Source organism: Bifidobacterium stellenboschense (assembly GCF_000741785.1).
In the GTDB taxonomy this organism is placed as follows: domain Bacteria; phylum Actinomycetota; class Actinomycetes; order Actinomycetales; family Bifidobacteriaceae; genus Bifidobacterium; species Bifidobacterium stellenboschense.
This window is the reverse complement of sequence record NZ_JGZP01000031.1, coordinates 1-22,960: the sequence shown is the minus strand read 5'-3', so window position 1 is coordinate 22,960 and position 22,960 is coordinate 1. Positions and strand designations below refer to the sequence as shown.

At 62.6% G+C, this 22,960-nt stretch carries 21 protein-coding genes; 5 read left to right on the top strand and 16 right to left on the bottom strand.

All coding sequences use genetic code 11. The features are described from left to right. Nucleotides 1-32: 32 nt before the first annotated feature. From BSTEL_RS10955 to BSTEL_RS10940, 5 genes are all read right to left on the bottom strand, one after another. Nucleotides 33-461: a hypothetical protein gene (locus BSTEL_RS10955; RefSeq protein WP_034530368.1), complete on the bottom strand. Its 429-nt coding sequence runs from the start codon at nucleotides 459-461 to the stop codon at nucleotides 33-35. A gap of 2 nt (nucleotides 462-463) precedes the next feature. Next, nucleotides 464-1,609, bottom strand: coding sequence for a 4-hydroxybutyrate dehydrogenase (locus BSTEL_RS10950; protein ID WP_034530366.1), 1,146 nt, complete (start codon nucleotides 1,607-1,609; stop codon nucleotides 464-466). Between the two features lie 231 nt (nucleotides 1,610-1,840). Continuing rightward, complete coding sequence (locus tag BSTEL_RS12935; RefSeq protein ID WP_274518550.1) at nucleotides 1,841-1,963, bottom strand: hypothetical protein; 123 nt, start codon at nucleotides 1,961-1,963, stop codon at nucleotides 1,841-1,843. Between the two features lie 680 nt (nucleotides 1,964-2,643). Next, a complete protein-coding gene (locus tag BSTEL_RS10945) occupies nucleotides 2,644-2,865 on the bottom strand; it encodes a hypothetical protein (RefSeq protein WP_034530364.1) in 222 nt (73 codons plus the stop codon). A 52-nt stretch (nucleotides 2,866-2,917) separates the two neighbouring features. Beyond that, complete coding sequence (locus BSTEL_RS10940) at nucleotides 2,918-3,160, bottom strand: hypothetical protein (protein WP_156963308.1); 243 nt, start codon at nucleotides 3,158-3,160, stop codon at nucleotides 2,918-2,920. 126 nt (nucleotides 3,161-3,286) lie between these two features. Here BSTEL_RS10940 and BSTEL_RS10935 point away from each other — a divergent pair, with 126 nt between their 5' ends. From BSTEL_RS10935 to BSTEL_RS12845, 4 genes are all read left to right on the top strand, one after another. Beyond that, nucleotides 3,287-4,090 (top strand): ADP-ribosylglycohydrolase family protein, encoded by an 804-nt coding sequence (locus tag BSTEL_RS10935; protein WP_034530358.1) that lies wholly within the window; start codon nucleotides 3,287-3,289, stop codon nucleotides 4,088-4,090. Between the two features lie 151 nt (nucleotides 4,091-4,241). Then, a complete protein-coding gene (locus BSTEL_RS10930) occupies nucleotides 4,242-4,961 on the top strand; it encodes a hypothetical protein (protein WP_162179004.1) in 720 nt (239 codons plus the stop codon). Continuing rightward, nucleotides 4,958-5,446: an HIRAN domain-containing protein gene (locus BSTEL_RS10925; protein WP_034530354.1), complete on the top strand. Its 489-nt coding sequence runs from the start codon at nucleotides 4,958-4,960 to the stop codon at nucleotides 5,444-5,446. Before BSTEL_RS10930 ends, BSTEL_RS10925 begins: the two co-directional genes overlap by 4 nt. A gap of 52 nt (nucleotides 5,447-5,498) precedes the next feature. Continuing rightward, nucleotides 5,499-6,458: a tetratricopeptide repeat protein gene (locus BSTEL_RS12845; RefSeq protein ID WP_238567706.1), complete on the top strand. Its 960-nt coding sequence runs from the start codon at nucleotides 5,499-5,501 to the stop codon at nucleotides 6,456-6,458. A gap of 540 nt (nucleotides 6,459-6,998) precedes the next feature. Here BSTEL_RS12845 and BSTEL_RS10915 read toward each other — a convergent pair. From BSTEL_RS10915 to BSTEL_RS10895, 5 genes are all read right to left on the bottom strand, one after another. Next, complete coding sequence (locus tag BSTEL_RS10915) at nucleotides 6,999-10,079, bottom strand: type I restriction endonuclease subunit R (protein WP_051923090.1); 3,081 nt, start codon at nucleotides 10,077-10,079, stop codon at nucleotides 6,999-7,001. Nucleotides 10,080-10,098: 19 nt separating this feature from the next. Then, entirely contained in the window at nucleotides 10,099-11,376 is a 1,278-nt protein-coding gene (locus BSTEL_RS10910) for a restriction endonuclease subunit S (protein ID WP_034530352.1), read from the bottom strand. Continuing rightward, the gene (locus BSTEL_RS10905) at nucleotides 11,376-13,097 is read right to left on the bottom strand and encodes a type I restriction-modification system subunit M (protein WP_034530350.1); all 1,722 of its coding nucleotides are present in this window, start codon (nucleotides 13,095-13,097) and stop codon (nucleotides 11,376-11,378) included. Before BSTEL_RS10905 ends, BSTEL_RS10910 begins: the two co-directional genes overlap by 1 nt. Before the next feature lie 2 nt (nucleotides 13,098-13,099). Further along, nucleotides 13,100-15,277, bottom strand: a complete 2,178-nt coding sequence (locus BSTEL_RS10900; protein ID WP_084686296.1) for an N-6 DNA methylase — start codon at nucleotides 15,275-15,277, stop codon at nucleotides 13,100-13,102. A 62-nt stretch (nucleotides 15,278-15,339) separates the two neighbouring features. Further along, entirely contained in the window at nucleotides 15,340-15,798 is a 459-nt protein-coding gene (locus tag BSTEL_RS10895) for an NYN domain-containing protein (protein ID WP_162179003.1), read from the bottom strand. 810 nt (nucleotides 15,799-16,608) lie between these two features. On the opposite strand from BSTEL_RS10895, the gene BSTEL_RS10890 reads away from it, so the two are divergent. Next, a complete protein-coding gene (locus tag BSTEL_RS10890) occupies nucleotides 16,609-17,460 on the top strand; it encodes an inositol monophosphatase family protein (protein ID WP_051923089.1) in 852 nt (283 codons plus the stop codon). Between the two features lie 160 nt (nucleotides 17,461-17,620). Here the strand turns inward: BSTEL_RS10890 and BSTEL_RS11590 are convergent, their stop codons facing one another. The 6 genes from BSTEL_RS11590 to BSTEL_RS10860 all read right to left on the bottom strand — a co-directional run. Further along, complete coding sequence (locus tag BSTEL_RS11590; RefSeq protein ID WP_051923088.1) at nucleotides 17,621-18,271, bottom strand: response regulator transcription factor; 651 nt, start codon at nucleotides 18,269-18,271, stop codon at nucleotides 17,621-17,623. Nucleotides 18,272-18,466: 195 nt separating this feature from the next. Beyond that, a complete protein-coding gene (locus tag BSTEL_RS10880) occupies nucleotides 18,467-19,180 on the bottom strand; it encodes a hypothetical protein (RefSeq protein WP_034530346.1) in 714 nt (237 codons plus the stop codon). Further along, on the bottom strand, nucleotides 19,177-20,484 hold the full coding sequence (locus BSTEL_RS12840; RefSeq protein ID WP_238567705.1) for an ABC transporter ATP-binding protein: 1,308 nt from the start codon (nucleotides 20,482-20,484) through the stop codon (nucleotides 19,177-19,179). The genes BSTEL_RS10880 and BSTEL_RS12840 overlap by 4 nt, the downstream gene beginning before the upstream one ends. Before the next feature lie 182 nt (nucleotides 20,485-20,666). Beyond that, the gene (locus BSTEL_RS10870; protein ID WP_051923087.1) at nucleotides 20,667-20,996 is read right to left on the bottom strand and encodes a transcriptional regulator; all 330 of its coding nucleotides are present in this window, start codon (nucleotides 20,994-20,996) and stop codon (nucleotides 20,667-20,669) included. Next, nucleotides 20,983-21,654 carry a hypothetical protein gene (locus BSTEL_RS10865; protein WP_034530344.1) on the bottom strand — a complete coding sequence of 224 codons (672 nt, stop codon included), beginning with the start codon at nucleotides 21,652-21,654 and terminating at the stop codon, nucleotides 20,983-20,985. Before BSTEL_RS10865 ends, BSTEL_RS10870 begins: the two co-directional genes overlap by 14 nt. Before the next feature lie 226 nt (nucleotides 21,655-21,880). Then, nucleotides 21,881-22,960, bottom strand: a 1,080-nt coding sequence (locus BSTEL_RS10860) for a DNA gyrase C-terminal beta-propeller domain-containing protein (protein ID WP_034530342.1), incomplete at its 5' end; no start/stop codon positions are given.

The window sequence follows — 22,960 nt, the reverse complement described above, 5'->3', positions numbered from 1 at the left end:
GCGAAAACGGAGACGGAAGCATTCGGGCGGATTCAGCCGATCGCGGGGCGCACGTCGAGCGTGCAGACGACGCCCGTTTCCAGGCGCACCCACTCGATGGCCTGCAACGCGGCGATGTTCCACAGGGCGTGCGGGATGCCGCCCAGATCGGGTTGCTCCGCCCAGAAGGTCACGTCGTCGTCGAACACGGTGACGACCGTATCCTCCTCGGCCGGGGTGATCATCCGGTACAGGCGTTTCGCGAGCGTCGCGACGAACTCGTTCGCGGCGGCGAACGTGTCGTTGAGATGCTGGTCGGCGGTCACGGGCGGGCCGACCAGCTCCCACGACTCCACGTCGGAGGCGTCCCAGTGCGCGGACTCGCCGCCCACCTTGCGCTCGATGGTCACGAACAGACGGGCGAACTCACCCGACGTCAATCCCGTGACCCGTCTGCGCGTCGCCAGTTCGATGGGCGTCATCGTCAGTACAGCTCCTCGAAGATCTTGCGCACGCGAGCCGCGTCGAGCGGCACGTAGTTGTTGCGCATGAGACGCGCCTGCGTGGTCATCACGCGGTCCGTGAACTCGGGCAGGTCCTCGCGGGTCACACCGTACTCGTGCAGCGCCTTCTTCGGCAGCAGCTTATTGATGAGTCTTTCCAGCTCGTCGTACACGTCGGCCACGTCGCAGCCGAGCAGGCCGGCGAGCACGCCGTTGAGCTTCGCGATCTCGCCGTCCGGCTTGATCTCCATGTAGTTGCGCAGCACGCCGGTGAACATCGCGTAGTTCGATTCGCCGTGCGGCACATGGTACTTGCCGCCCAGCTGGTAGCTCAGCGCGTGCACGGCCGCGCAGCCGCCCGTGTCGAAGCTGATGCCCGCGTAGTCGGAGGCGATGAGGAAGTCGGTCATCAGCTCGTTGCGCTTCACACGTCGCTTCTCCGCGTCGCCGTCCGGGCCGCCGGCCTCGACGATCGCCTGGTAACCGCCCACGATCATGCGCATCGCCTCATAACCGAACAGGCGCGTGTACGGGGTCGCGTTCGGGGAGAGGGTGGATTCGACCGAATGCACGAGCGCGTCGAGCGAGCTGGTCATGAACACGTGGTCGGGCAGACCGTACAGGAGTTCGGGGATGAGCACCGCATGGTCGGCGAACATCTCCGGGCCGGCGATGCCCGCCTTGCAGCCGAGCCGCGTGCGGTTGATGGCCGCGATCTCCGTGACCTCGCTGCCCGTGCCGCACGTGGTGGGCACGAGCACGAGACCCACCGTGCGCTTGAAGTCGGGCAGGTGGTCGATGACCTCGTCGATCGACGCGCCGCCCGCCACGGCCACGATCTTCGACATGTCCATCACCGCGCCGCCGCCGATCGCGACGATGCGGTCGTAGTCGAACGCCTTCGCGTCCGTGATGATCGCGTCGATCATCACGTCGGTCGGCTCCTGGTTGCCGTACTTGTCGACGAGCAGCACGTTCGCGCCATTGAGATGGGGTTCCAGGAACGCGTCGTGGATCATGCCGATGGTGACGACCAGATCGCGCGGGCCGAGCTTGAACTCCTCGGCGAACTCCTTGACCGTGTCGAACTGGTGGATGTCCTTCGGGCCTACGGTGAGCATCTTCATGGATGTGTCTGTCTTTCCTTTGCGTGCCGTATGTGTCCGGTTATGTCCGGTTATGTCCGGTGCGTCGTGGTCTGCGCGAACCGCCCCGCTGGCGCGTGATGGTAGTGCCGTGACGTATCGGCCATGTTGCGGTGGGACGTCGTGCCAAGAACCGTGGACGTCAGAGGGCGTGATCGGCGTCGGTGTGCGTCGTGCCGGGTGCCGGTCGTTCCGTGGAGTCGGCCGATGCCGTCATAGGTGGTGCCGGGCGTAGCTGGTGCCGGCGTCGACGCTTGGATCGTAGGCGTCGGAAGTCGGCGCTTCCCCGCCGATGAGCCACGGTTCCGCGAAATCCAGCATGGTGAGATCCAACATGGTCGGCTCCTTTCCGAAGGTGATTGCCTTGGTGGGGCCCAGTATGCCGACGGGGGATTGGCGCATGCTCCGAAGAAGATGAAGGTCTCCCGGCAATCCTGTGAGGGAATGGCGCTCGCGGATCCGCGCTCGGCGCCGGAACGAGCTACCCCGTCTCTCCCCGTCGTTGTCTGAGCTGCTTTTTTATCGCGATGTGCCGTGGCAGGCAGTGCGCTACGGGGAACCGCCGCAGGGAACCGCCGCGGGATATGCTACGGGGAACCGATGCTGGGATACGCGAATGTGTATGATTCGGCAGGTTATGTGCATGGTTCAGAGGGCAATATGCGTGGTCGAAGCGTGGAAGTGCATGGTTTCGGAGGCAACCTGTAGTTGGAAACGACCAACCTGCATGGTGTCCCTTTGAAAGCGACCTGCAGGGCGAATCCTTGGTTTTGCGAAAACCTTGGAATTCCGCCGAATTAATATCGCGGCAATGTCATGGATATCGCGTTCTTCACGGCATGGCCGTGCACGTTCGGCCTCTGATCGTGCACGTTGCCGCCGGAACCATACACGTTGCCGGTTGAGCCATGCACGTTGCCATCCGAACCATGCACATTCGCCTTGAGACTCCGGAACGGTCGCCCGGGCCGCCTATTTGCGTGCGTCCAGTCATGGTCGGAAGACCTGCGGCGGCGTCAGCGGAAGCTGATGCCGCCCTTGTGCCCGGTCGCCTTGAACGGCATCGCGCGCCTGGCGGATTTCGCCGCGCCCTGGGCGTTCGCGTTGATGGAGGGCTGCCGGGCTTTGCCGTCCGCGCGCTTCGGTTCGTTCCAGGATTGTCCGTCATGTCGCGGCGGCTTCGGCCAGCCGGATGAGCGTTCCGGTTGGGTTGAGGGGGTTTCGTGCTGTTGCGTCATGATCGTTTCCGTGATGGCGATGGAGGTGTTCGTGGAGACGCCGAGGAGCCGGCTACGCCTCGATGCGTTCGGGGCTTCCGCTCTCTTCGGCTTCCTCGTCTTCGGAGGCCTCCAGCGCTTCCTGCCGTTCCCATCGCAGCTGCATGATGGTGATGGTGATCCAATTGACCGTTGTGATGGCGCGGAACAGCAGGGCCTTGTTGTCCCTGTCGTCCTTTGCGAACTCGAGGATGGTCGACAGGGCGTTCATCGCCGCGATAGCCATGTACAACGTGGAAAACTTCGGCATTCTCATATCCGTAAGTATATCCGTCAGTTGGAACGTCGGATGATGCGCCTCGGCTTGGGTTATGCTCGTTACAGGGTTCTCCCAATTGGGAATACACCGGTTTGGACGACGAAGTGCGACAAGGAGATGGCCATGACAGCGATGTTGCGGGATGCCGTGTACGGGCAGGCGGTGGGGGACGCGCTCGGCGTGCCCTACGAGTTCAAAAAGCGGGGGAGCTTCCATGCGGAGACCATGACCGGTCACGGCACGCACGACCAGCCGGCAGGCACATGGAGCGACGACACGAGCATGGCGCTCGCGGTCTGCGATTCCATCCGCGAGAACGACGGGCGCATCGACGTGGCGGATATGCGCGCACGGTTCGAGGATTGGTATCGGCATGACGCGTACACGGTCGACGGCCTGTTCGACATCGGCAACACCACGGTCGAGGCGCTGATGACGGGCCGTGGCTGCGACGGCGAGTGGGACAACGGCAATGGTTCGCTGATGCGCACAATCCCGCTCGCGTTCGCCGAAGCGACCGACGATGAGATTCGTGCGGTGAGCGCGATTACGCATGCGCATCCGACGAGCATGGACGCGTGCGTGCGCCTGGTCGCGTTCGCCCGGCTGCTGATCGCCGGCCGTTCCCCGGCCGAGGCGTTGGCGGAGGCGAAGCCGGTGCGCTCCGACGTGGCGTCGCTTCCGGAGACGGAGATCCGCTCCGGCGGCTACGTGCTGGACACGCTGCTCGCCGCGATCTGGTGCCTGCTCGCCACGGACTCGTATGCGGCGTGCGTGCTGAAGGCCGTGAACCTCGGCGCGGACACGGACACCACGGCCGCCGTGGCCGGAGGCCTCGCCGGCATCGTCTACGGTGTGGACGGCATCCCCTTCGATTGGATGGCGACGTTGCGTGGCAAGCAGGTCATCGAGCGGTGCCTGTTCTGATCGGCTTCGGTTGGATGATGGACGAAGGAGCCTGCTGTGGTGTGGGGGGTACGACGAAGAAGTGGACGTGAAGGAATCGGGTGATTCCCGCAGGGAACTCGTCGCGCATATAACGCGTCTGCGTGCCGACCTGTCGGAGACGTTGGCGCGTATGGATGAGATTCGGCAGCAGGTGATTCCGCGGATCAAAGCCGATTACGCGACCAAGATCGGCGTCTGGAATGTGCGTCGGGTCAAGGCCGAGCTTGCGGCGCGCCGCGCCAAACGCCGTTATGCGATGGCGCGGGCGCGCGTGAATCGCGGGGAGTCTGTGGAACCCGAAGCGATCACGAAGGCGCTGGATGCCGAATTCGCTGATTGGAGGCGGATGATGGATGAGAAGATGCGCACGCTCAATGCGCTCCTCCGATGGCGTAGCGGCAGACAGCGTATGACGGCGGGCAAGGCAGGGGAGCTGAACAGGCTGTTCCGTCGTCTCGCACGGCGTTTCCACCCCGACCTGTTCCCGGGAGACGAGCAACGCGCGCAATACTATGAGATGGCGTGCAACGCCCTCGCGAATGGCGACTTGGAAATGCTGCGGGCGCTGGACGTGGCCACGGCCGATTGGACGGACGACGTCGACTATGGGCGTCTGACCGCGGACGAGCTCGCCGGTGAGATCGAATTGCTGGAGGATCGTCTGTCGTCCTGCCGGGGAGATCTGAATCGGATGGTTTCCACCGAGCCGTACACGTTGCGGGCCAAACTCGATGATCCGGAATGGGTGAGCGGCGTGGTCGGCGGTCTGAGGGCGCGGGTGGAGGCGTTCGAGCGTGAGAAAACACACTACGATGAAGCGTATGACCGGTTGATCAAGGAGGATCGATGACCGATATGACCGACAAGACGAATGACGCGGGCGATCATGCGCGTCGCGAAACCGATCGGGCGGAGTCGCAGGCGTTGTCGTTGCTCGCGCAGGACGGATTCGCGTTGACGGTTTCCGGAGGGTTGGCGGGAGACGTCGACCTGCCGAAGCCGTATGGGACGACCATCACGTTGGTGGATCGCACGTATCTGGTGGGCGGACGCGGATTCGGCGGCAGCGGCGCCGACGAGGGCATGCTCGAAGGCATCAGAAGCGCCGGGAGCGAGACGCGTATCGTCCTGCGGCGTGAACCCGATGACGCCGCCGACCCGTGGACCGTGGAGGCGTCGCTCGACGGCGTCTTCCTCGGCGTGGTCCGCGCCCATGAGAACGAGATCATCGCGCGTCTCATGGACGCCGGCAAACACGTGTACGCCGAATACCTGGAAACGGAGACGCTGGGCGAATACCACCGTATCTGGGTGTCGCTGGTCATGGAGGATTGATCGTGGAAATCATGGAATCGTTGCGGATTCCGGTGGAAGGCAGGTGAACGCCATGGTGTTCGACATCGGTGATGACCCATTGCTCAGCGTGCATGACGATATACCCGTCATCGACTACGGCGACGTGTATTTCCTCTACGATGATCCGGTCATCGGTCCTATTCTCCCGTTGCTGTTCATCACCATACCGGTGCGCGACGGCGATGGCGCGGTCGGACGGGACCGGATCGATTGTTATCCGTATGCGGAGACGGTCGAGATCGATCCCGTCGGCATCGGCCATGCGGATGATGCCGCCGATATGGGTGTGCCGTTCTATGATGCCGGAACCGCCGAGGACGACTTATGCCATGTGGCCGACGAAAGCGATCCGGAGGGGCGCCTGGCGTTGCAGTACGGCGGCATGTACTACGAGGAAGGCATGGGATATACGGCTCCGGAGGACAGACGGGCACGCATCGACTGTTTCAAGGCGGCGGAGATCCTGTACCGGCATGCCGCCGGCCGCGGCAACACGATTGGATGGCTGTGCCTCGGCTACGTGTACGCCTACGACCGGTGCGAAGGCGAATACTATCGTTCCTATTTCGATAATTTCGGCGAGGTGCCGCCCAAGCCGGATACGGATACGCTGGCTTTCGAATGTTTCCGGCATGCGGCCGACAGGCGGCTGGCCGAAGGCTGCTACAAGCTGGGCGACATGCTGACGGAAGGCCGCGGCTGCGAGGTCGACTATGCCGCGGCGCTCGACATGTTCCTGAAGGCGTACCGCTACGGGCGCGACGGTTCGCCGCGCATCTGGGGAAGCGTCGCGTTGCGTCTCGCACGGGCGTATGCGAACGCGCGCGGCTGCGCCTTGGATTATGATCGGGCGTTGCACTGGTATGGCGTCGCGCGGACGGGTCTGGAACTGGAGGTGCGTGACGGCGGTGCCGCCTACGATGCCAGACTATGGGAGGCGGAAGCCGGCGTCAGGGACATGCAGCAGGCGTTGAGGCTCATGGCGCGCTGACGTTTGCACGTTCCCGTGCTATGCCAGTGCACCATTCAGCCCGCTGCGGCGATTCTTCCGAGGTTTTTCGCCGGAATGTGGCCGCCTCAATGGGAGAGAGCTTTCACATGCAACCGAGACGATTCATCGGCTTTTCTCTGCGAGATGGCGTCGGTAGTCGTCCTCGTCCGCGGGGCCGCTGCCGATGCCTGTGAGCGCGCGTACCGTTGGAGACGGACCGTTGCGTCCCGGATAGCGGCCTGTGCCGATGGGTGACTCCCTATATCGCATGGTCGCTTCATCGGGAATCGACGTCGGGCGATGTGCTGTGTGCCGTTCTGTGGTCTTCATTTGCCGCCTCCCTTATCTGTCAATAACCGAATTCCTGGAGGATTGTCCGGTGTCGAACGCCACCATTTCCGTCATCTCACCGTCATCGGCGTCATAAGTAGCGTCGAGGAGACGGTGCCTTACATGCTGGCGAGTCCGAGAGCGTGTATTCGCTGTATCGGACTCACCGGCAATGTAGGTCAACAGCTCGTGAACAATCCGACGACAAGGTCATTCCGACTGGTTCGGCTGCTCCTTCCGCGCCTCGTCGTAGTACTCGTTGAGGAGTCCTTCGCGTGCGATCCGCAGCGCCTCCTCGCTGCCGCTGATGCGGCGGAAGAGGTCCGTGTTCTCCGCTTGCGATTTGAAGAAGGCGTTGAGGAACGCGCGGCCGAACGGCGTGCGGAAGTCGGAGCGGGAGTTGCTGCGTGCCTTTTGGCCGAGTTTGGCGTCGTCCTTCAGGAGCGTCATCACGCCTTCGAAGAACTTGCGTGCGGGATCGCTGAAATCGGTGCCGAACAGTTGGTTGATCTGTTCGATGATCGAGGACAGGTAATCCTCGTCGTCGCCGCTTTTGCCGACGCCGACGGTTCCGGCGTTGTTCTTGACCGGTTCGCCGCCGGTGAGTCTGATGCCGGCGCGCCCCTTGTTCTCGATGCGCAGTTGCGTCACGGCGATGAGTCCGTCGATGGGTTCCTCCGCCTCGCGTTCCGGCGCAAGCTCGCGGTAGAGGAACGTCAGGTACGTGTCGAGTTCGAACAGCGGCCTGTCGTCGAGCCGGATCAGCTGCGTCACGTACGTGTACGTGTGCAGGAACTTGCCGACGCGTTTGCGGAACTCCTCCTGACGGTCCTCGTCCAGATCGGAGTACCGGTCCTTGGCCGGTCCGAGCGCCCGCAGCACTTCCGGCATGGTGGACACGTCCGGCTTGCCGAGCCAGATTCGGCACAATGCCGCGATGTCCTCATCGTCGTAGATCTGGAACGCGTCGAGTTCGGTCTTCATGTCGTAGATGACGTTCGGATCGGTGACGCGGTCGAGTTCCGTCTGCGTGTAGTACGGTTCGAACGCGGCCTGGATGGTCGCCGCCTCGTTGGCGAAGTCCAGCACGATCGGCGCGGTCTTGCCGGCGCAGGTGCGGTTGAGACGCGACAGCGTCTGTACGGCGGCCACGCCGGTGAGTTTCTTGTCGACGTACATGGCGCACAGTTTCGGCTGGTCGAAACCGGTCTGGAACTTGTTCGCCACGATCATGAGGTTGAACTCGGGGGTGTCGAACCGGTCGGCGATCTCGCTGGACGGGAATCCGTTGAGCGTCTCCTCGGTCACGTCCTTGCCGTCGATGTCGAGTTTGCCGGAGAACGCGACCACCGGCTTCACCCCGGCGTACTCGGGTCTGGCGGCGAGCCGCTGCATGTACCGGAAGTATGCGGCGGCGGCCTTGCGGCTGGACGTCACCACCATGCCTTTGCCGTCGCCGTGCAGCAGCGGCATGACGTGATCGTGGAAATGGTCGACGATGATCTCGGAGATCTTCGACACGTTGCTCGGGTCGAGCTTCACGAAGTCCATGATCTCCTTCTTCGTGCGCCCGGTCTTCCGCTTCGGATCCTCGTCGGACTTCCTGACCAGTTGGAAGTACGTCTGGAACGTCGTGTAGTTGGTGAGCACGTCGAGGATGAAGCCTTCCTCGATGGCCTGCCGCATCGAATACAGGTCGAATGGTTCCGGTTTGCCGGTGGCGGGGTTCGGCGTGCCGAACGTTTCGAGCGTGCTCGGCTTCGGCGTGGCGGTGAACGCGTAGAACGACAGGTTGTGCTGCACGCCCTGCGCGTTCAGTTCGTCGCGCACGCGCTTCGCGGCGTCGTCCGCGTCCTCGTCCAATCCGCCGTCGTCCCAATCGAACGCGTCGGAATCGGAGTTTTCGCCCTCAAACTCGTCCGCATCGTCGGCGTTGAAACCGGTGTGGTCGCCGAGCGCCTGCTTGGTTTTGCGGTGCGCCTCGCCGCTCTGCGACGAATGTGCCTCGTCGATGATGATGGCGAACGTGCGGCCGGCCGTGTCGGTCTGGTCGTAGATGTACGGGAATTTCTGGATGGTGGAGATGATGATGCGCGAGCCGGCGTTGACCGCGTCGCGCAGTCCTGCCGAATCCTTGGCGATGGCGACCAACCCTCTCGTTTGCGACATGCTCATGATGGTGCCTTGCAGTTGCCTGTCGAGGACCACGCGGTCGACCAGCACGATCACCGAGTTGAAGAACGAATCGCCGTCATCATGCGTCAGGGAGGCGAGATGATAGGCGAGCCATGCGATCGAATACGATTTGCCGGAGCCGGCCGAATGTTGGATGAGATAGTTGTGTCCCGGCCCCTGCTCCCGCGTCGCCTCAAGCAGACGGCGCACGACGCGCAGCTGATGGTAGCGGGGGAAGACCACCGCCTTCATCGTGGAACGGCACTTGCGGGTGATTCTCCTGCCGTTCCTGTCCTTCTTGTGGTGGACGATCTGCACGAACCGTTCGATGATGTCCAGCAGGGAGTCGGGCGCGAGCACCTCCTCCCACAGGTAGGAGGTGCCGAACTTGCCCGGCTCGGCCGGGGGATTGCCGCCGCCGTCCTTGCCGTTGCCTTGGTTGGACGGGACGAACTTCGTGTCCTTGCCCTTGAGCCATGTGGTCATGTACACGTCGTCCGCGTCGACCGCGAAATGCACGAGCGAACGCAGGTCGGGTTGGAACACCTGCTCCTTCGGATTGCGGTCGGCCATGTACTGGCGGATCGCGTTGTTCGCGGTCTGACCGGTCTGGTGGTTCTTCAGTTCGATGGTGACGAACGGGAACCCGTTGACGAGCAGCACCACATCGATGCGGTTGTTCTCGTCGTTCTTGAAGGTGCCGTAATGGAACTCTTCAGTGACCTGGAAACGGTTCGCATGGTACTGTTCCACCGCGGTCTGGTTGAGGTCGTTTTTCGGCTTGAAGTAGAGGAGCCGGAACTTCGCGCCCGGAGCCATCTCGACCTGATTGCGCAGCGTCCACAACAGACCCTTGTCCGCGATCACCTGCTCGATGCGCTTGATGACCGCCTGGCCCCAACGGAGGCCGTATTGGCGTTGGACCTTGGTGACCTCCTTGAGCTGCGTATCGACTAGGAATTGCAGTAGCGTTTCCTCGTCGATCGCCGTATCGCGGTTGAAGTTCTGGTCCATCCGCGACTGGGGCACATACGTGTAGCCCTGTGTTTCGAACCCGTCCACCACATGCTTCTGGAACGTGTGTTCGCTCATGCTGCGGGTCGGCTTCACTGCCATGATGATTCCTTTCCTCCCGTCATTCCTCCACGCCGGGAACCTTGACCTTGCCGGTGACGCACTCGCTGATGAGTGACGTCCTGTATTCCTTCAACCGGACAACGAGCGACTGCTTCTGCTGAATGAGGGAGTCTATGCCTGCCGTTGCATTATCGAGATGATTTATGATTGACTGCTGCTCGCTAAGCGGTGGCAGACATAGCTGAAGCTGCTTGATGATATTATGGGAAATCTTAGGCATTGTCCCACTTGAGCCTTTAGCAGCGGCTGATATTTGCCGCCGAACCATATTCGACAGTAGCGCGTACATGATGAATCGGGGAAGGGCCAGAGACCGGTTGAGAGTGAGCCGGTAAATCAGGTCAGAAGGAATCACGTGAGGAGGACAATCGTCGACCAAGCAGACATCGCCCACAAGCTCTTTGGTGTTTGCTCGTGTCATCAGCAAATCACCATCGGACAATTCGAGATTTGCCGGTATAGCGAAATTCATGTCGATGGGTTTGACCGCATCGGCTATGAAAGAGCCATGCTTGACGGCTGAGAGGGTGAGCACATGCCATCCGTTATTCTCGTCAATGGACAACGCAGCCGACGGACTCCAGCCTTGTTCAATGCGATTCAGAATTGCTTTCATACGTAGACCATTCCAAGTTTCGGGAATCTGGCCGATCCAGTCGATGCTGGAGTCCTTCATGGGGGCGTTCGGGTCAAGACCTTTGGTGACGGCTTCGGAGATGACTGACTGGCGATACTCGTTCAACGACTCGATTGACCGCTCGATATCCTTGACCGCCGCATCAATCGCCCCCGTCTTTTTATTCAGATACTCGGCGATGGCTCGTTGCTCGCTGTAACCGGGAATCGGGATATGTTGACTTTGCACAAGGGATGCCGAGATTCCGGGTTGGGCTGCCGTCATCGAAAGCTGCCCCAGGTTCATTGCCTGCAACACATATGCAAAGTATCGTTTGTGAAAATCGCTGCTCAGGAAATATGCGATTAATGCATGTTCGGTAATCCAGGCTTTTCCTTGAATGAGTCGGGTGGTGCCGCACGTGGCACCTTGCCGGCTGACAATAACGGTTTGGTCATGGACATTGAAGAAATTGGTTCGTCCTCGTACATTGCCACCACCATAAACCGGGAAAGCACCGTCTTCTGCATACAGATTATCGGGCAAGGTTTTTCCGCTATGGAGCTGAAAGATATGTCTAGCGGCAGTGGTTTCCCACCCCTCCGGAATCTTGCCGATCCAGTCGACGCCGGAATCCTTATACTCTGCGTATCGCTCCATTACAGTCCCACCTTCGCGAGGCTGTCGGCGATGGACGCCTCCAGCGAGCGGATGTCGTCGAGGATCGTCATACTCGGGCGCAACGGCGTGTACTCGTAGAAATACCGCGTGAACGGAATCTCGTAACCCACCTTGTCCTTCTTCCGGTCCATCCACGCGTCGGGCGCATACGGCTTCACCTCGCGCTCGAAATACTCGTCGATGTCCTGCTTGAGCGGGATGTTCTCGGTGTCGCGCAGCGACGTGTCCGGCTTCGGACGGCCTTTGCGGTCCGTCTCGATCTCGCCGTGCTCGTCGCGCAGCGGACGTTCCACGGTCACGGTCGTATAGCCGAAATCATCCACATCGAAGATCTTCGAGGTCTTCGTCTCCTCGAACGCGGTGTACTCCTGCACGATCGCGCGGATCTGCTCGGCGTTCAGCTCGTTGCGCTTCGAACCCAACGATTTGCGCATCTTCGTGAACACGCCGTTCGCGTTGATGAGCTGCACCTTGCCGCGGCGTTCCGCGGGCTTGCTGTTGTTCAACACCCAGATATAGGTGGCGATGCCCGTGTTGTAGAAGAAATCGTTCGGCATCGCCACGATCGCCTCCACCAGGTCCAGATCATGCAGCAGCCATTTGCGGATGTTGCTTTCGCCCGAACCGGCCGCGCCGGTGAACAGGGGAGAGCCGTTCATGAACACGGCGATGCGACCGCCGCCCAGACCGGCCGGCCGCATCTTCGAGACCATGTGCTCGATGAACAGCAGCTGGCCGTCGCTCACACGCGGCAGTCCCGCGCCGAACCGCCCCTTGAAGCCCTCGTTCTTGTACTCGTCTTCGACCTCGCGCTTCGACTTCTTCCAATCCACGCCATACGGCGGATTCGAGATCTGATAGCCGAACTCCTCGCCGGCGAACGCGGGCTCGGTCAACGTATTGCCGAACGCGATGTTCCCGGCCTCGCCGCCGCGCAGCAGCATATCCGCCTTGCAGGTGGCGAATGTGGCCGCGTTCAGCTCCTGCCCATAGCAGTACACGTCCGCGTTCGGGTAATACTCGTTCACCCGATCCTTGAAGATCGACAACGCACCTCCGGTGCCGGCGCACGGATCGTACACCTTCACCACCTTGTCTCCGCGTGACAGGTCTGCGGACGCGCCCGCGATCAGAAGATCCACGGCGAGCTCCACGCCGTCGCGCGGGCTGAAATGCTCGCCGGCCGTCTCGTTCGACATTTCGGAGAACCGTCGCAGCAGATTCTCGTAGATGTTGCCCATCTCGACGTCGCTCACCGCCTTCGGGCCGAGATCGACCGTGCAGAACTTGTCGACGATCTGGAACAGCAGATTGTTCGCATCGAGCGAATCGATGCGGGCGAAGAAATCGAACTTCTCGAACACGTCCAACGCGTCCGGTGAGAAGCCGCGCACATAGTCGCCCAGATTCGCCGCGATGTTGCCCGGATCGGCACGCAGCTTGTCCATCGTGTAGCGGCTCGTATTGTAGAACGGAAAGCCGGAAGCGTTCTTCAACTGGAAATCCACGAGGTCGTCGGTCATGCCGGCGGTCAGCCTGTCCGCCTCCAACACCTGATCCTTGGTCTCCGCCAGCACGCAGTCCAAGCGACGCAGCACCGTGAACGGCAGGATGATGTCGCCGTACTCATGCTGCTTGTAGTCGCCGCGCAGCAGATCCGCCACCGACCAGATGAACGCCACGATCGACTGATGATTCATCGTCACCTTCCATTCTCCTTCGAGTCTCCCATTACCGTACCAAGGACCGCGCTGTACCGCGCGGCGTTCGCCACCGTGTCGAGCTGGTGGCGGCACAGGTCCGCCTGCCGCCGCAGGGTCTTGACGGCATGCGCGTAGGCGACGACCCGGTTCTGCTGTTCCATCGGGATTCGTGGCACCTCCAGTTGTGCGGGGCGTACGCGCTTGACCAATGCGCCTTCCATCAGATGGGCGTTCCATTCGCCTTCGAGCATCAGGGCCACATATTCGGGATTCCATTCCCCGCTCTTCAGCCGCGCGACATGCACGGCGGTGGACACACTGTGGTTGCCGTTCATATCCGCCATGGCGTGGATTTCGCCGGCCGTCGTCAGCAGGATGTCGCCCGGTTGGGTCGCCGTTCCCTCACTGGCGTCCGTAGCTGAAGCAAGAGGCCGGAACATGTGCTCACGGACGTCCGATGCGGTGACGGCGGGCTGCTCGGGCAAGGGGATGCGCTTGTGTGGGTCCGCTCGTCCCACGGTAGGCGTCGCACCGCGTTTGATGGCGGCGATGTCGCCCAATGTCGTCATTCCCGCCGTCGAACAGTCGAACCCGCGGGCGTCGAAATCCTCGATGGTGCGGAGCGCCTCCTCGGCGTCAGAGCGCAACTCCACGAGCACAGCCCTTCGCGTCGCGTAGTCATCGGCGATGATATCGGCATCTGGGGTGTTTCGCTCCAGCCAATCCGTGGGCAGCAGGGGAGTGGAATCCTTGCCGAGGATGTCGACCATGCGCACGACGCGGGTCACTGTCCGGTCATGGGAGAACTCGTCCAACGGGATGCGCATCCAAGCCGGCGGCTCGCCGTCCCCATGGTATTCATCCCGTTCTGCGGCCGTGCTGATCATGGCCACGGAATCGCGGGAGGCGTTGGGCGGAGTCAGCACCCAGATGGCCGTGGGAATCGCCGTACCCATATAGAGATTCGAAGGAAGCGAGATGATGGCCTCCACGCAGCCCGCCGCGACGAGCGCGCGGCGAATCGAGGATTCCACATTCGGCCGCCACAGTGGCCCTTCCGGAGTCACGACGAAGGCGCGGCCGCCGTCGGCAAGATGAGCCACGGCATCCTGGATCCAAGCCAGCGCGGAATCGGATCTGGGCGGTACGCCGTACCTCCACCGGGCATCCAGATCGTCGGGATTCCACCGCAAGCTGAATGGCGGCTCCACCATGACGATATCCGCACGAAGTCCCTGGAAGGCGTCCTGCATGAGCGAATCCTGCTGGTGCAGCGTAACCGTCATATCATCGACTCCCATGAGGATGAGGCGACGGGCTGCGATCGCCGGCATATCGGGATTGATGTCGGCGCCGTGAAGCGAGATGCCTACGGTTCCATTTCCGGAGTTTCTCCGGATTCCGATGAACTGAACGGGGCCTTCCGCGATGCCGCAGGCCGGGTCGTATACGGAAATCATGTCGGAGCGTGAACCGTTCAGGCTGTCGACATACGATGTCGCAAGCTTGGCGAGCAACGTGGAGACCGGAGCGTTCGGGCACCCGAATTCCGTTCTCATGCGTCCCTGGGCCACGATGCCGCGTTCAAGAATCATCGATGCCAATCGGTTGGCCTTTGCGTCTCCGAGTGACAACAGGTCATCGGAGAATCGAAGCAATTCCCGCAGCGTCTTGTCATTCGAATGGCGGATTCGGGAATCATCTAGGGCGACCTGGAATACGTTGAAGCCGCCTGAGTCTTGCGCCGCCTTCCCCAGAATCGATTCGACCAATCGCTCGCAACGGTTGATCACGGCGGCATCGGAGGCGGTTGCGTCGGACGAGGCCATCTCCGTCCATTCGGCAGACAAGCCGAAGCGTCGTGCGGAAGCTCCAAGGGCGAGACCCCAGAGCAGCAGGGAAGACGCCGCGGCGGGATCCATCGGCCCGCGCCACTGTTCGAAAAACGACCAAGCGGCCTGTTCGAGACGCGAATCCTCGAAATCGATACCGTTGTCTTTCAGCCACGCGGCGACCTGATCGTAGTCGAACAACGGGCGGCCGTCCTTGGAATCCACTGGCTTCGGGAAGTGCTTGTTCTCCCTGTTGCGCCAGTTCGACACCGCCGAAGGGCGGACCTTGGCCATGCGGGCGATTTCGGCTGAAGTGATGGTGCTTGTACCGGAGAAGATGTTCATTGTCGTGTCTTTCGTGATTTCGGAGGTGGGTGAATGATGCCGGGGCGGGAGGTTTGTCTGGTCTATGCGGCCTGGGTTAGTTCAATGGTTCTGGATGCGTGTGGGTATATCCATGACGGGGATATGATGCGCACCGATTCGTCCGCAGCTTCGCTGAGCGCACGGCTGACATGATCGGTCACGCCGACCTGATGGATGCTCATGCCCTCGTTGGCCAACCGACGCACGATGCCGGTGAAGATGCCGTCTCCACTGGCCAGTACCAATCGGTCGAAACGCTGTGCGACATTCTCGTTCTTCAGAACATCGAGCAACGCCAGATCGGCGCCGTTATGGCCTTTGCGGAACACCAGACGCGCTCCCGTCCAGATTCGCGAAGCCAGCAGGCTCTGATTGCACCCGCTGCCGACGACGACAAGGTCTTCGGGCCTGCGGGGGAAGAGCTCGAACAACGTCTTGCGGATAAGGTGTGAATCCGCATCGCTCATGGCGCCGGCTCCTTTCAGGTTCTCGATATCCACGATGTACAGCGTCCGTGCGCGACGCACCCTCGCGCCGTGCCGTGGCATCTCGCTTGACGTACTCATAATAGCATCCTTCACAACTTAATGTATGTGTGACCGTATTCACGGGTTATGTGAATACCATAAGGCCTGTGCTTCACAAAGTCAAGTGTGAACACAGTTCACAGCGTGTTGCATTGTGAAGTGCTTTTATGAACGTGAACGTGCAGGGTCTGAGGGCGAACGTGCATGGTTCCGGCATGAATGTGTATGGTTTCGCGGGCATCCTGTACCTAGAAACGAGCAACCTGCATGGTGTGCCGTTGAAGAAGACTGGCCGAAGGTCGAATCAGTGGCAGAGTGATGGGCCGAAATCCTTGGAATTCCGCCATTATGGTCGGTCGCTTGTCTGCACGATTCACGGGTCTTCACGATGGCGTCGTACACATTCCCCTCCGAATCATGCACGTTCGCCCCGAAATCCTACACAACCACCCCGTAACCGTACACATTCCTCTCCGAACCATGCACATTCGCCCCGAAACCATGCACGTTCACACCTTGAGTCGGGCCATTCGCATTGTTCTCTTCCGGGTTGGTCTCCTTGGCCGCAATCGCATAATGTGACTCCAACTGCCTGCGAGCCCCTCTATAATGTGCATTGCGAGAGGTGAAAAGTGTTCTGTAATGTCAAGAAAGTGGGCCTGAACATACTCTGTAATGTGCAGTGACACGGATTGAAGTGAGGTCTGCAAGGCCTGCGATCACTCGTCGAGTGGACTGAACCCGGTATCCGCCAGCATGAACCGCGGTACGAAAGAAGGAACCATGAGCAAGACAACGGACATGATCTCCGGTACGGCGACCGACGGTAGCACATCACCGACCCCCACAACCTCCATCACCATCGACGGCATGACCGAGCTCGTGCACGAGGCCGCCCGACGTTACGTGCTCGCGGATTCCTCGGCCGACGCGCGCGAGCGCATCACCGTCAAGGGCGTGGCCGACTTCGTCACCGAGGTCGACACGGGCGTGCAGTCCTTCCTCAAAGCCGCGCTCGCCGACCGTTGGCCGCACGTCGCGTTCCTCGGCGAGGAGAACGGCGAACAGCATGCGGACTTCACCGGCCTCACCTGGGTGCTCGACCCGATCGACGGCACCACGAACCTCATCCACGATTTCCGCCACAGCGCCATCTCGCTCGCGCTGCTCGACGGCGACCGGACCGTCAAGGCCGTCGTATACCAGCCGTTCAGCGGCGAGACGTTCACCGCAGAAGCGGGCCGCGGAGCCTATCTCGACGGCCGTCCCATCCACGTGTCCGGCGAGACCGAGATGGCGAGATCGCTCGTCAACGTGGGCACGTCGCCCTACCATCACGAGCTCGCGGCACGCAATTTCGACATCATGCGCCGCGTGTTCGTCGACTCGGCCGACATCCGCCGCACCGGCTCCGCCGCGCTCGACCTCGCCTACGTGGCGTGCGGCCGCGCCGACGCCTACTTCGAAATGGACATCAAGCTCTGGGATTACGCGGCAGGTCGGCTGCTCGTCACCGAGGCGGGCGGCATGGTCGGCGACTGGGAGGGCCATGACCTCGGCCACAAGCTCGAGACCGGGGTGCTCGCCGGCACGCCCGCCGTCTTCGCCGCGCTACGCGACCGTTACCTTGCATAGCGCGTGTAGTGCGCGCATCGCGCGCAAGTGCGAACGCCACATGTCATTCGTGCGGCATGCGCGGGTCATGTGTCGTCACCTGCAATGCGAAGAATGCAAATGATGCATACGGGGAGGAATGCCGGCGTCGGACGATCCGGTCGCGTCGTCGCATCACGTGCTACATCACGCGGAACGAATCATCATGTCGGTTCAGGTTGAGCCCCGCGCGACGTAGCTTGCGGTCCAGCGTATACAACGCGTTTCGGATCAGTTCCTCCCCGGTGAACGAGCCGCCGATGCCACGTTGCAGCTCGTTCAAATCGACGAACCGCCCGTTCGCCTTCACCAACGCCTCCAGCACGTCGTATTCGAGACGGGAGAGCGGCATCGGCCGGTGCGTGCTCGCGAAATAGGCTTTGCGGTTCGCGAGGTCCAGCGTCAGGTCGCCGCGGATGATCATCGATCGTGCGCCAAGCCCGTTCGACTCGCGCGACAGCATCTCCACGTAGGCGAGCAGTTCCGTGTCGGAGAACGGCATGCGCAACGTCGCGTCGGGGGAGTGCTCGGGTGCGGGCGAGGAGGTCGTCGCCAGCAGCAGCGACCTGACGTGCGGCGTCACGGAGGACGCCGTGGCGAGCGCCTGCGGCGTGTCGACGATGACCGCGTCGAACGGCGCGTTTTCGTCGTCGCGTAGCGCGTCCGTCACCGCCGAACCGAACGTGCCGGCCAACGCCGGCTTCACCGTGGTCACGACGTGACCGGCGCGTTCGAGCGTATCCGCAATCGCGCGGGACAGGGCCACGCCTTCCACCGCCACAAGCAGTCTCATGATTGTCGCCTCCTGCGCCTCAAGTGTAGTAGCAACGCAGCGGTGCCGGTGCGGAATCGGGCGGGAACAGAATCAGGCCCCCACTGGCGGGGGCTGTCGGCGTAACCGACTGGGGGTGGTCTGCGTCTAACCTCCTATACCACCCTCAGACCCGCTTCGTGGGCCAGCTCCCGCCGGCGGGAACAAGCGGATAGGTCACTCCCGCACCGGGCGCAGCGTGTCCGGATAGCGTCTGCGAGCCAACGCCACGGTGAGTGCGGCCATCGCCAAGCCGAAAACGACGGCCAGCGCCGGCGCCCAGCCGAGCGGCAGGCTCAGGCACAGGCCGACGAACCCGGTCAGCAGCACCGGCGACACCAGCATGCCGGCGGTCATCCCCAAGGCGCCGCCGCCGATGACGAGCAGCATCTCCTCGAGCGCGAACGCGGTCGACAATGGCGCGACGAGTGTGAACAGCACATCGGGGATCGGCATGGTCCCATGCGCCGTCATCAGTCCGCACCATGCGAGGTACGCCATGAACATCAGCGTCATCGTCTCGGCGACCGCCATCGGCAGCAGGCTTTTCGCCAGGCAATACGTGAGCATCGGCTTGCCGGAGCAGCGGAACAGTTCCATGGTGCCGTCGCCCGCATGCTCGCCGCCGGCGGCGTTGGACGGTTCGGAGAACATCGACCGGTTGGCGTCCATCGTGTGCAGCGTGCTGTACGTGGCGGACCAGCCGGTCATCGGCGCGCATATGATCGCGAATATCAGCCCGTCGGAGATGCCGGCGTCGTTGCCGCCGCCCGGCGTCGACGTCAGGAACGCGACCATCAGCAGCATCGTCGTGAGGAACAGGGCGAACGTGCCCCAGCAGAACGGAGACGTGCGGAAGATCCGCCAATCGCGCCACAGGATCGCCTTCATCGTGATTCCTTTCCGCTTGCCGGGTTCATGTGCAATCCGAAATCGACGTGGTCGCGTTCACGTCCGAGCGTCACCGCATTCCGGAACGCGTCCTCGTCGGCGAAATCGGCGACCATGCAATCCCTGACGATCCGCTTGTCGTCGAGGACGACGACGCGGTCGGCCACTTGCCGGCAGTAGTCGAGGTCGTGCGTGATGGTGAGAATCGTGCGGCCGTCCGCCTTGAGCTGCCGCATCAGGTCGATGAGCAGCTGGCGGGTGATTGGGTCCACCGCGTTCGTCGGCTCGTCGAGCAGGATGAGTTTCGGGTCGAGCAGCAGTCCCGCCATGAGCCCCGCGCGTTTGCGCAGTCCGGTCGACAGCTCCTTCGCCTTCTTGTCGAGATGGTCCTGCAGTTCGAATGCGCGCACCATCGGCAGCGTGTCGAGATGTTCGAGGTCGATTGGGTGCGGGTCGTCGCGCGTGGCGTAGAGCATCGCGTGGAATCTGAGGTTCTCGCGTATGGTCATGTTCATCGCGAGGTTGCCGGATTCGGTCAGTTGGAACACGTCGCGCATCGAATGGAACACGTCCGCGTTAATCGTGGCGGAACCATGCCATGGGCGCAGCAGTCCGGTGATGAGCGAGAACAGCGTGGTCTTGCCCGCGCCGTTGTAGCCGAGGATGCCGAGCGACTGGCCTGCCGGCACGTCCAGATCGACGTGTTCGAGCACCGGCTTGTTGCGTTTGTATCCGAACGTCAGGTCCCGCACGCGGATGGCGAGGGGAGCGGTGGGAACGGCGGCGTCCGATGCGTCGTCCGCGATGCCGTGGTCGAGTGTGTTCGTGGTCATGAATATCGCCTTTCCGTGGGAGACGAGTTGGTACAGGTATGTCGCGGCGACGATCGGCAGCGGCGTGAGCGCCGCCGCCACGCCCTGCCCGCCTTCGGCGAGCGGGCGTAGCGACGGGACAAGCGACGTCGGGACGGTCGCGAGCAGCAGCGACAGTACGGCGGGCGGCAGCAGCGCGGTGACGAGTTGTGCCATGGGGTACCGCCACGTCGTCTGGCCGCTCGCGCGTATCGCCGTGATGACGCCTTCCGCGGCATCGTCACGGAACGCGTCCACGATCAGTGGCGCGAGCCCCACGCCGATGATGGCGAACGCGCACTGGTACAACGGCGATGCGAGTCGCGCCGTCAGATCCGTTCCGGCGATGAGCGCGATGATCGTCGCCGAACAGATGACGGTGAGGCCGATGACGAACAGCTTCGTCGGATCGTGCCGGAATTGGATGAGATTCTTATAGAAGACTGCGTGCATATACGCCTCGATGATGGAGTGATGGTGAATGACGATTTTGGGTATGCTTACGCCGACCATGTCGTGTGAAGAGCGATTCCGGGCATGGCTTGCGCTGGATCGATGATGAAAGGTCGGGGCCTCCGACGGGCCGGGCCGTCAGGCAAACGCCGGAGGCGTCTGCGGATGAGGGCGAACGATTGCTATCGTCCTGCGACGATGGCGCGCAATGCGGCGACGTGGGAGCAGAACGCGGCCTCGCCTTCCTTGGTGAATTTCACCCACGTGACCTTATACGCCTTGCCGCCGTCCCCGGCGCGCTTATCGAGCGTGACGTAGCCGTGGTCGACAAGCGTCTTCAGATGCTTCGAGCAGGTGGCGTCGCTCACGCCGATCGTGTCGCGCAACGTATCGAACCGCACCGTGCCGTAGGTGTCGAGCAGTCCGCAGATGCGCAGGCGCACCGGCGCGTGGATGGTCTCGTCGAACACCGGTTCCGCGGCGTCCGTGCCACGCGGTTCAGATACGGTCATGACGAGCCTCCGATTCATGCGAACCCGTTCCGGTGAGGCGCGGCCCGCGCATGAGCCGCATGTATTCGTCGTAATACCGCAGGTAGGTCACGGCGGACAGCAGCGTACACAGGAGGATGCCGACCGGGGCGGGCCACCAAGGTGCGCAGAACAGGCCGAGCAACAGCATGCCGACCGGCACGGCCACGCAGCTGCATGTGGTGAAGACGATGAACGCCGTGCGGTATCCGCCATCCCGCATCGCATGCGGGGCTGGGGAGAGCTGCCGGCGGTTCCACATGCCGATGCCGGTGACGCGTTGCGCGCGGGCCATCAGCGCCGCATAGCCGCCTACGATCAGTATGGCGACGATGACGTAGATCCACACGTCGATGATGGTGAACTCGCCGCGACCGGCGAGCAGCGCCCAGCCGATGAACCAATACAGTCCGGCGTTCGCCAGTCCGAGGATGCCTCCGATCAGCGTGTTCGGGATCCTTGTGCCTGCGTCCAGTCGATTCGCGACGTTGTTGCGGTCCAGGTCCAATGCGTCGAGCGACGCCATCGCATCCATGACGTCCGGCGGCGTGCCGGTGGCCGCGATGTGCTCTGGCCGCGTCATGCCGGACATGGCCGTTTTGTCGATGCGGTCGTTCTTCTCGCCATTCAGTTCCGTCATGATGACCTCCTTCGTGCAAACGGCGATGCGGGACGGGAGGTCGAAGCGGCGCGTCGTATCCGAGCGGGTATGGCAAGCGCCCAAACCTCTTTCCGTTATGGAAAACAATATCACTTTCCAATGTGGAAACAAGTTTGGGTGAGGTGTGTCGGATGAACGTTTGGCAAACCCCCTCAGCCGGCCTACGGCCGCCAGCTCCCCCTACAGGGGGAGCACAGCACGAGAATCAGCCGACGAACGCGATGGCAGCGGCGAGGTCGGTGCCGGATCCGTCGCGGCGCATGTCCGGCTTCGGCAGGTCGACCGGGGCGCCCGAATCGGTGGAGGCGTTGAGCGGGTACGCGCCCACGTAGGCGGCGATCAGCGTGTTCTGGCCCTTGAGGAAACGCTGCGAACGCACGCCGCCCGTCGCGCGGCCCTTCGTCGGGTACATCTCCAGCGGCGTCACCTTCGCCGAACCGTTCTCGGTGCCGGGCAACGCCTCGGCGTCGCCGGCCACGGTGAACACCACCGCGCCGGACGCGGACGCCAATCCGTTCTCGCCTTCCTCGTACGTCCACGTGACCTTGCCGGCCGGTATGACGGCGAACGCGAGCACGCGCGCCCCCGCGGCCAGACGGATGCCGGCCATGCCGCCGGCGGTACGGCCCTGCGGGCGCACGTTCTTCGCCTCGAACGTGAGCAGCGACGCGTCGGATGCGACGAACACGATGCGGTCATCGTCAGCGGCCGGCGCGGCGGCCAGCACCTCGTCGCCGTCCTTCAGATCGATGACCTGCCACGAATCCATCGTCGTCGGAGCCTCGCGGTTCCAGCGCTTCACGACGCCGCCGCGTGTGCCGATCGCAAGCGGCGGCAGCGTGCCGCCCTCCTCGGACGGTTCCATCGCGAACGCGGCGACCACATGCTCGCCGTCGATCGGTTCGGTGCTTTCGGTCATGCCGATCAGCTCGTCGGCCTTCACGCCGCCGGCCACGCTCAGCGTTTCGGAGGCGGGCAACGCCGGGAGCTCGACCGCATGCGACAGCACGAGACGTCCCGCCGACGTGACCAACGCGAACGTGGAACGCGTGGTCGTCGGGAAGATCGCGCGGATCTGGTCGTCCACCGCGCGCTTGTCGGACGCGGAGCGCGCCGCGTACACGTCCATCGCGCTCGGCGTGGTACGCGCGATCAGTCCGGTCGCGCTCAGCATCACCACGCACGGCTCGTCGTCGATCTGCAGCGCGGCGGCGACCGGCGCCTCCTCGCCCGCCTTCTTCGCGGCGGCCGTCGCGGCGGCCACGTCGGCGGCGACTGACGAGAC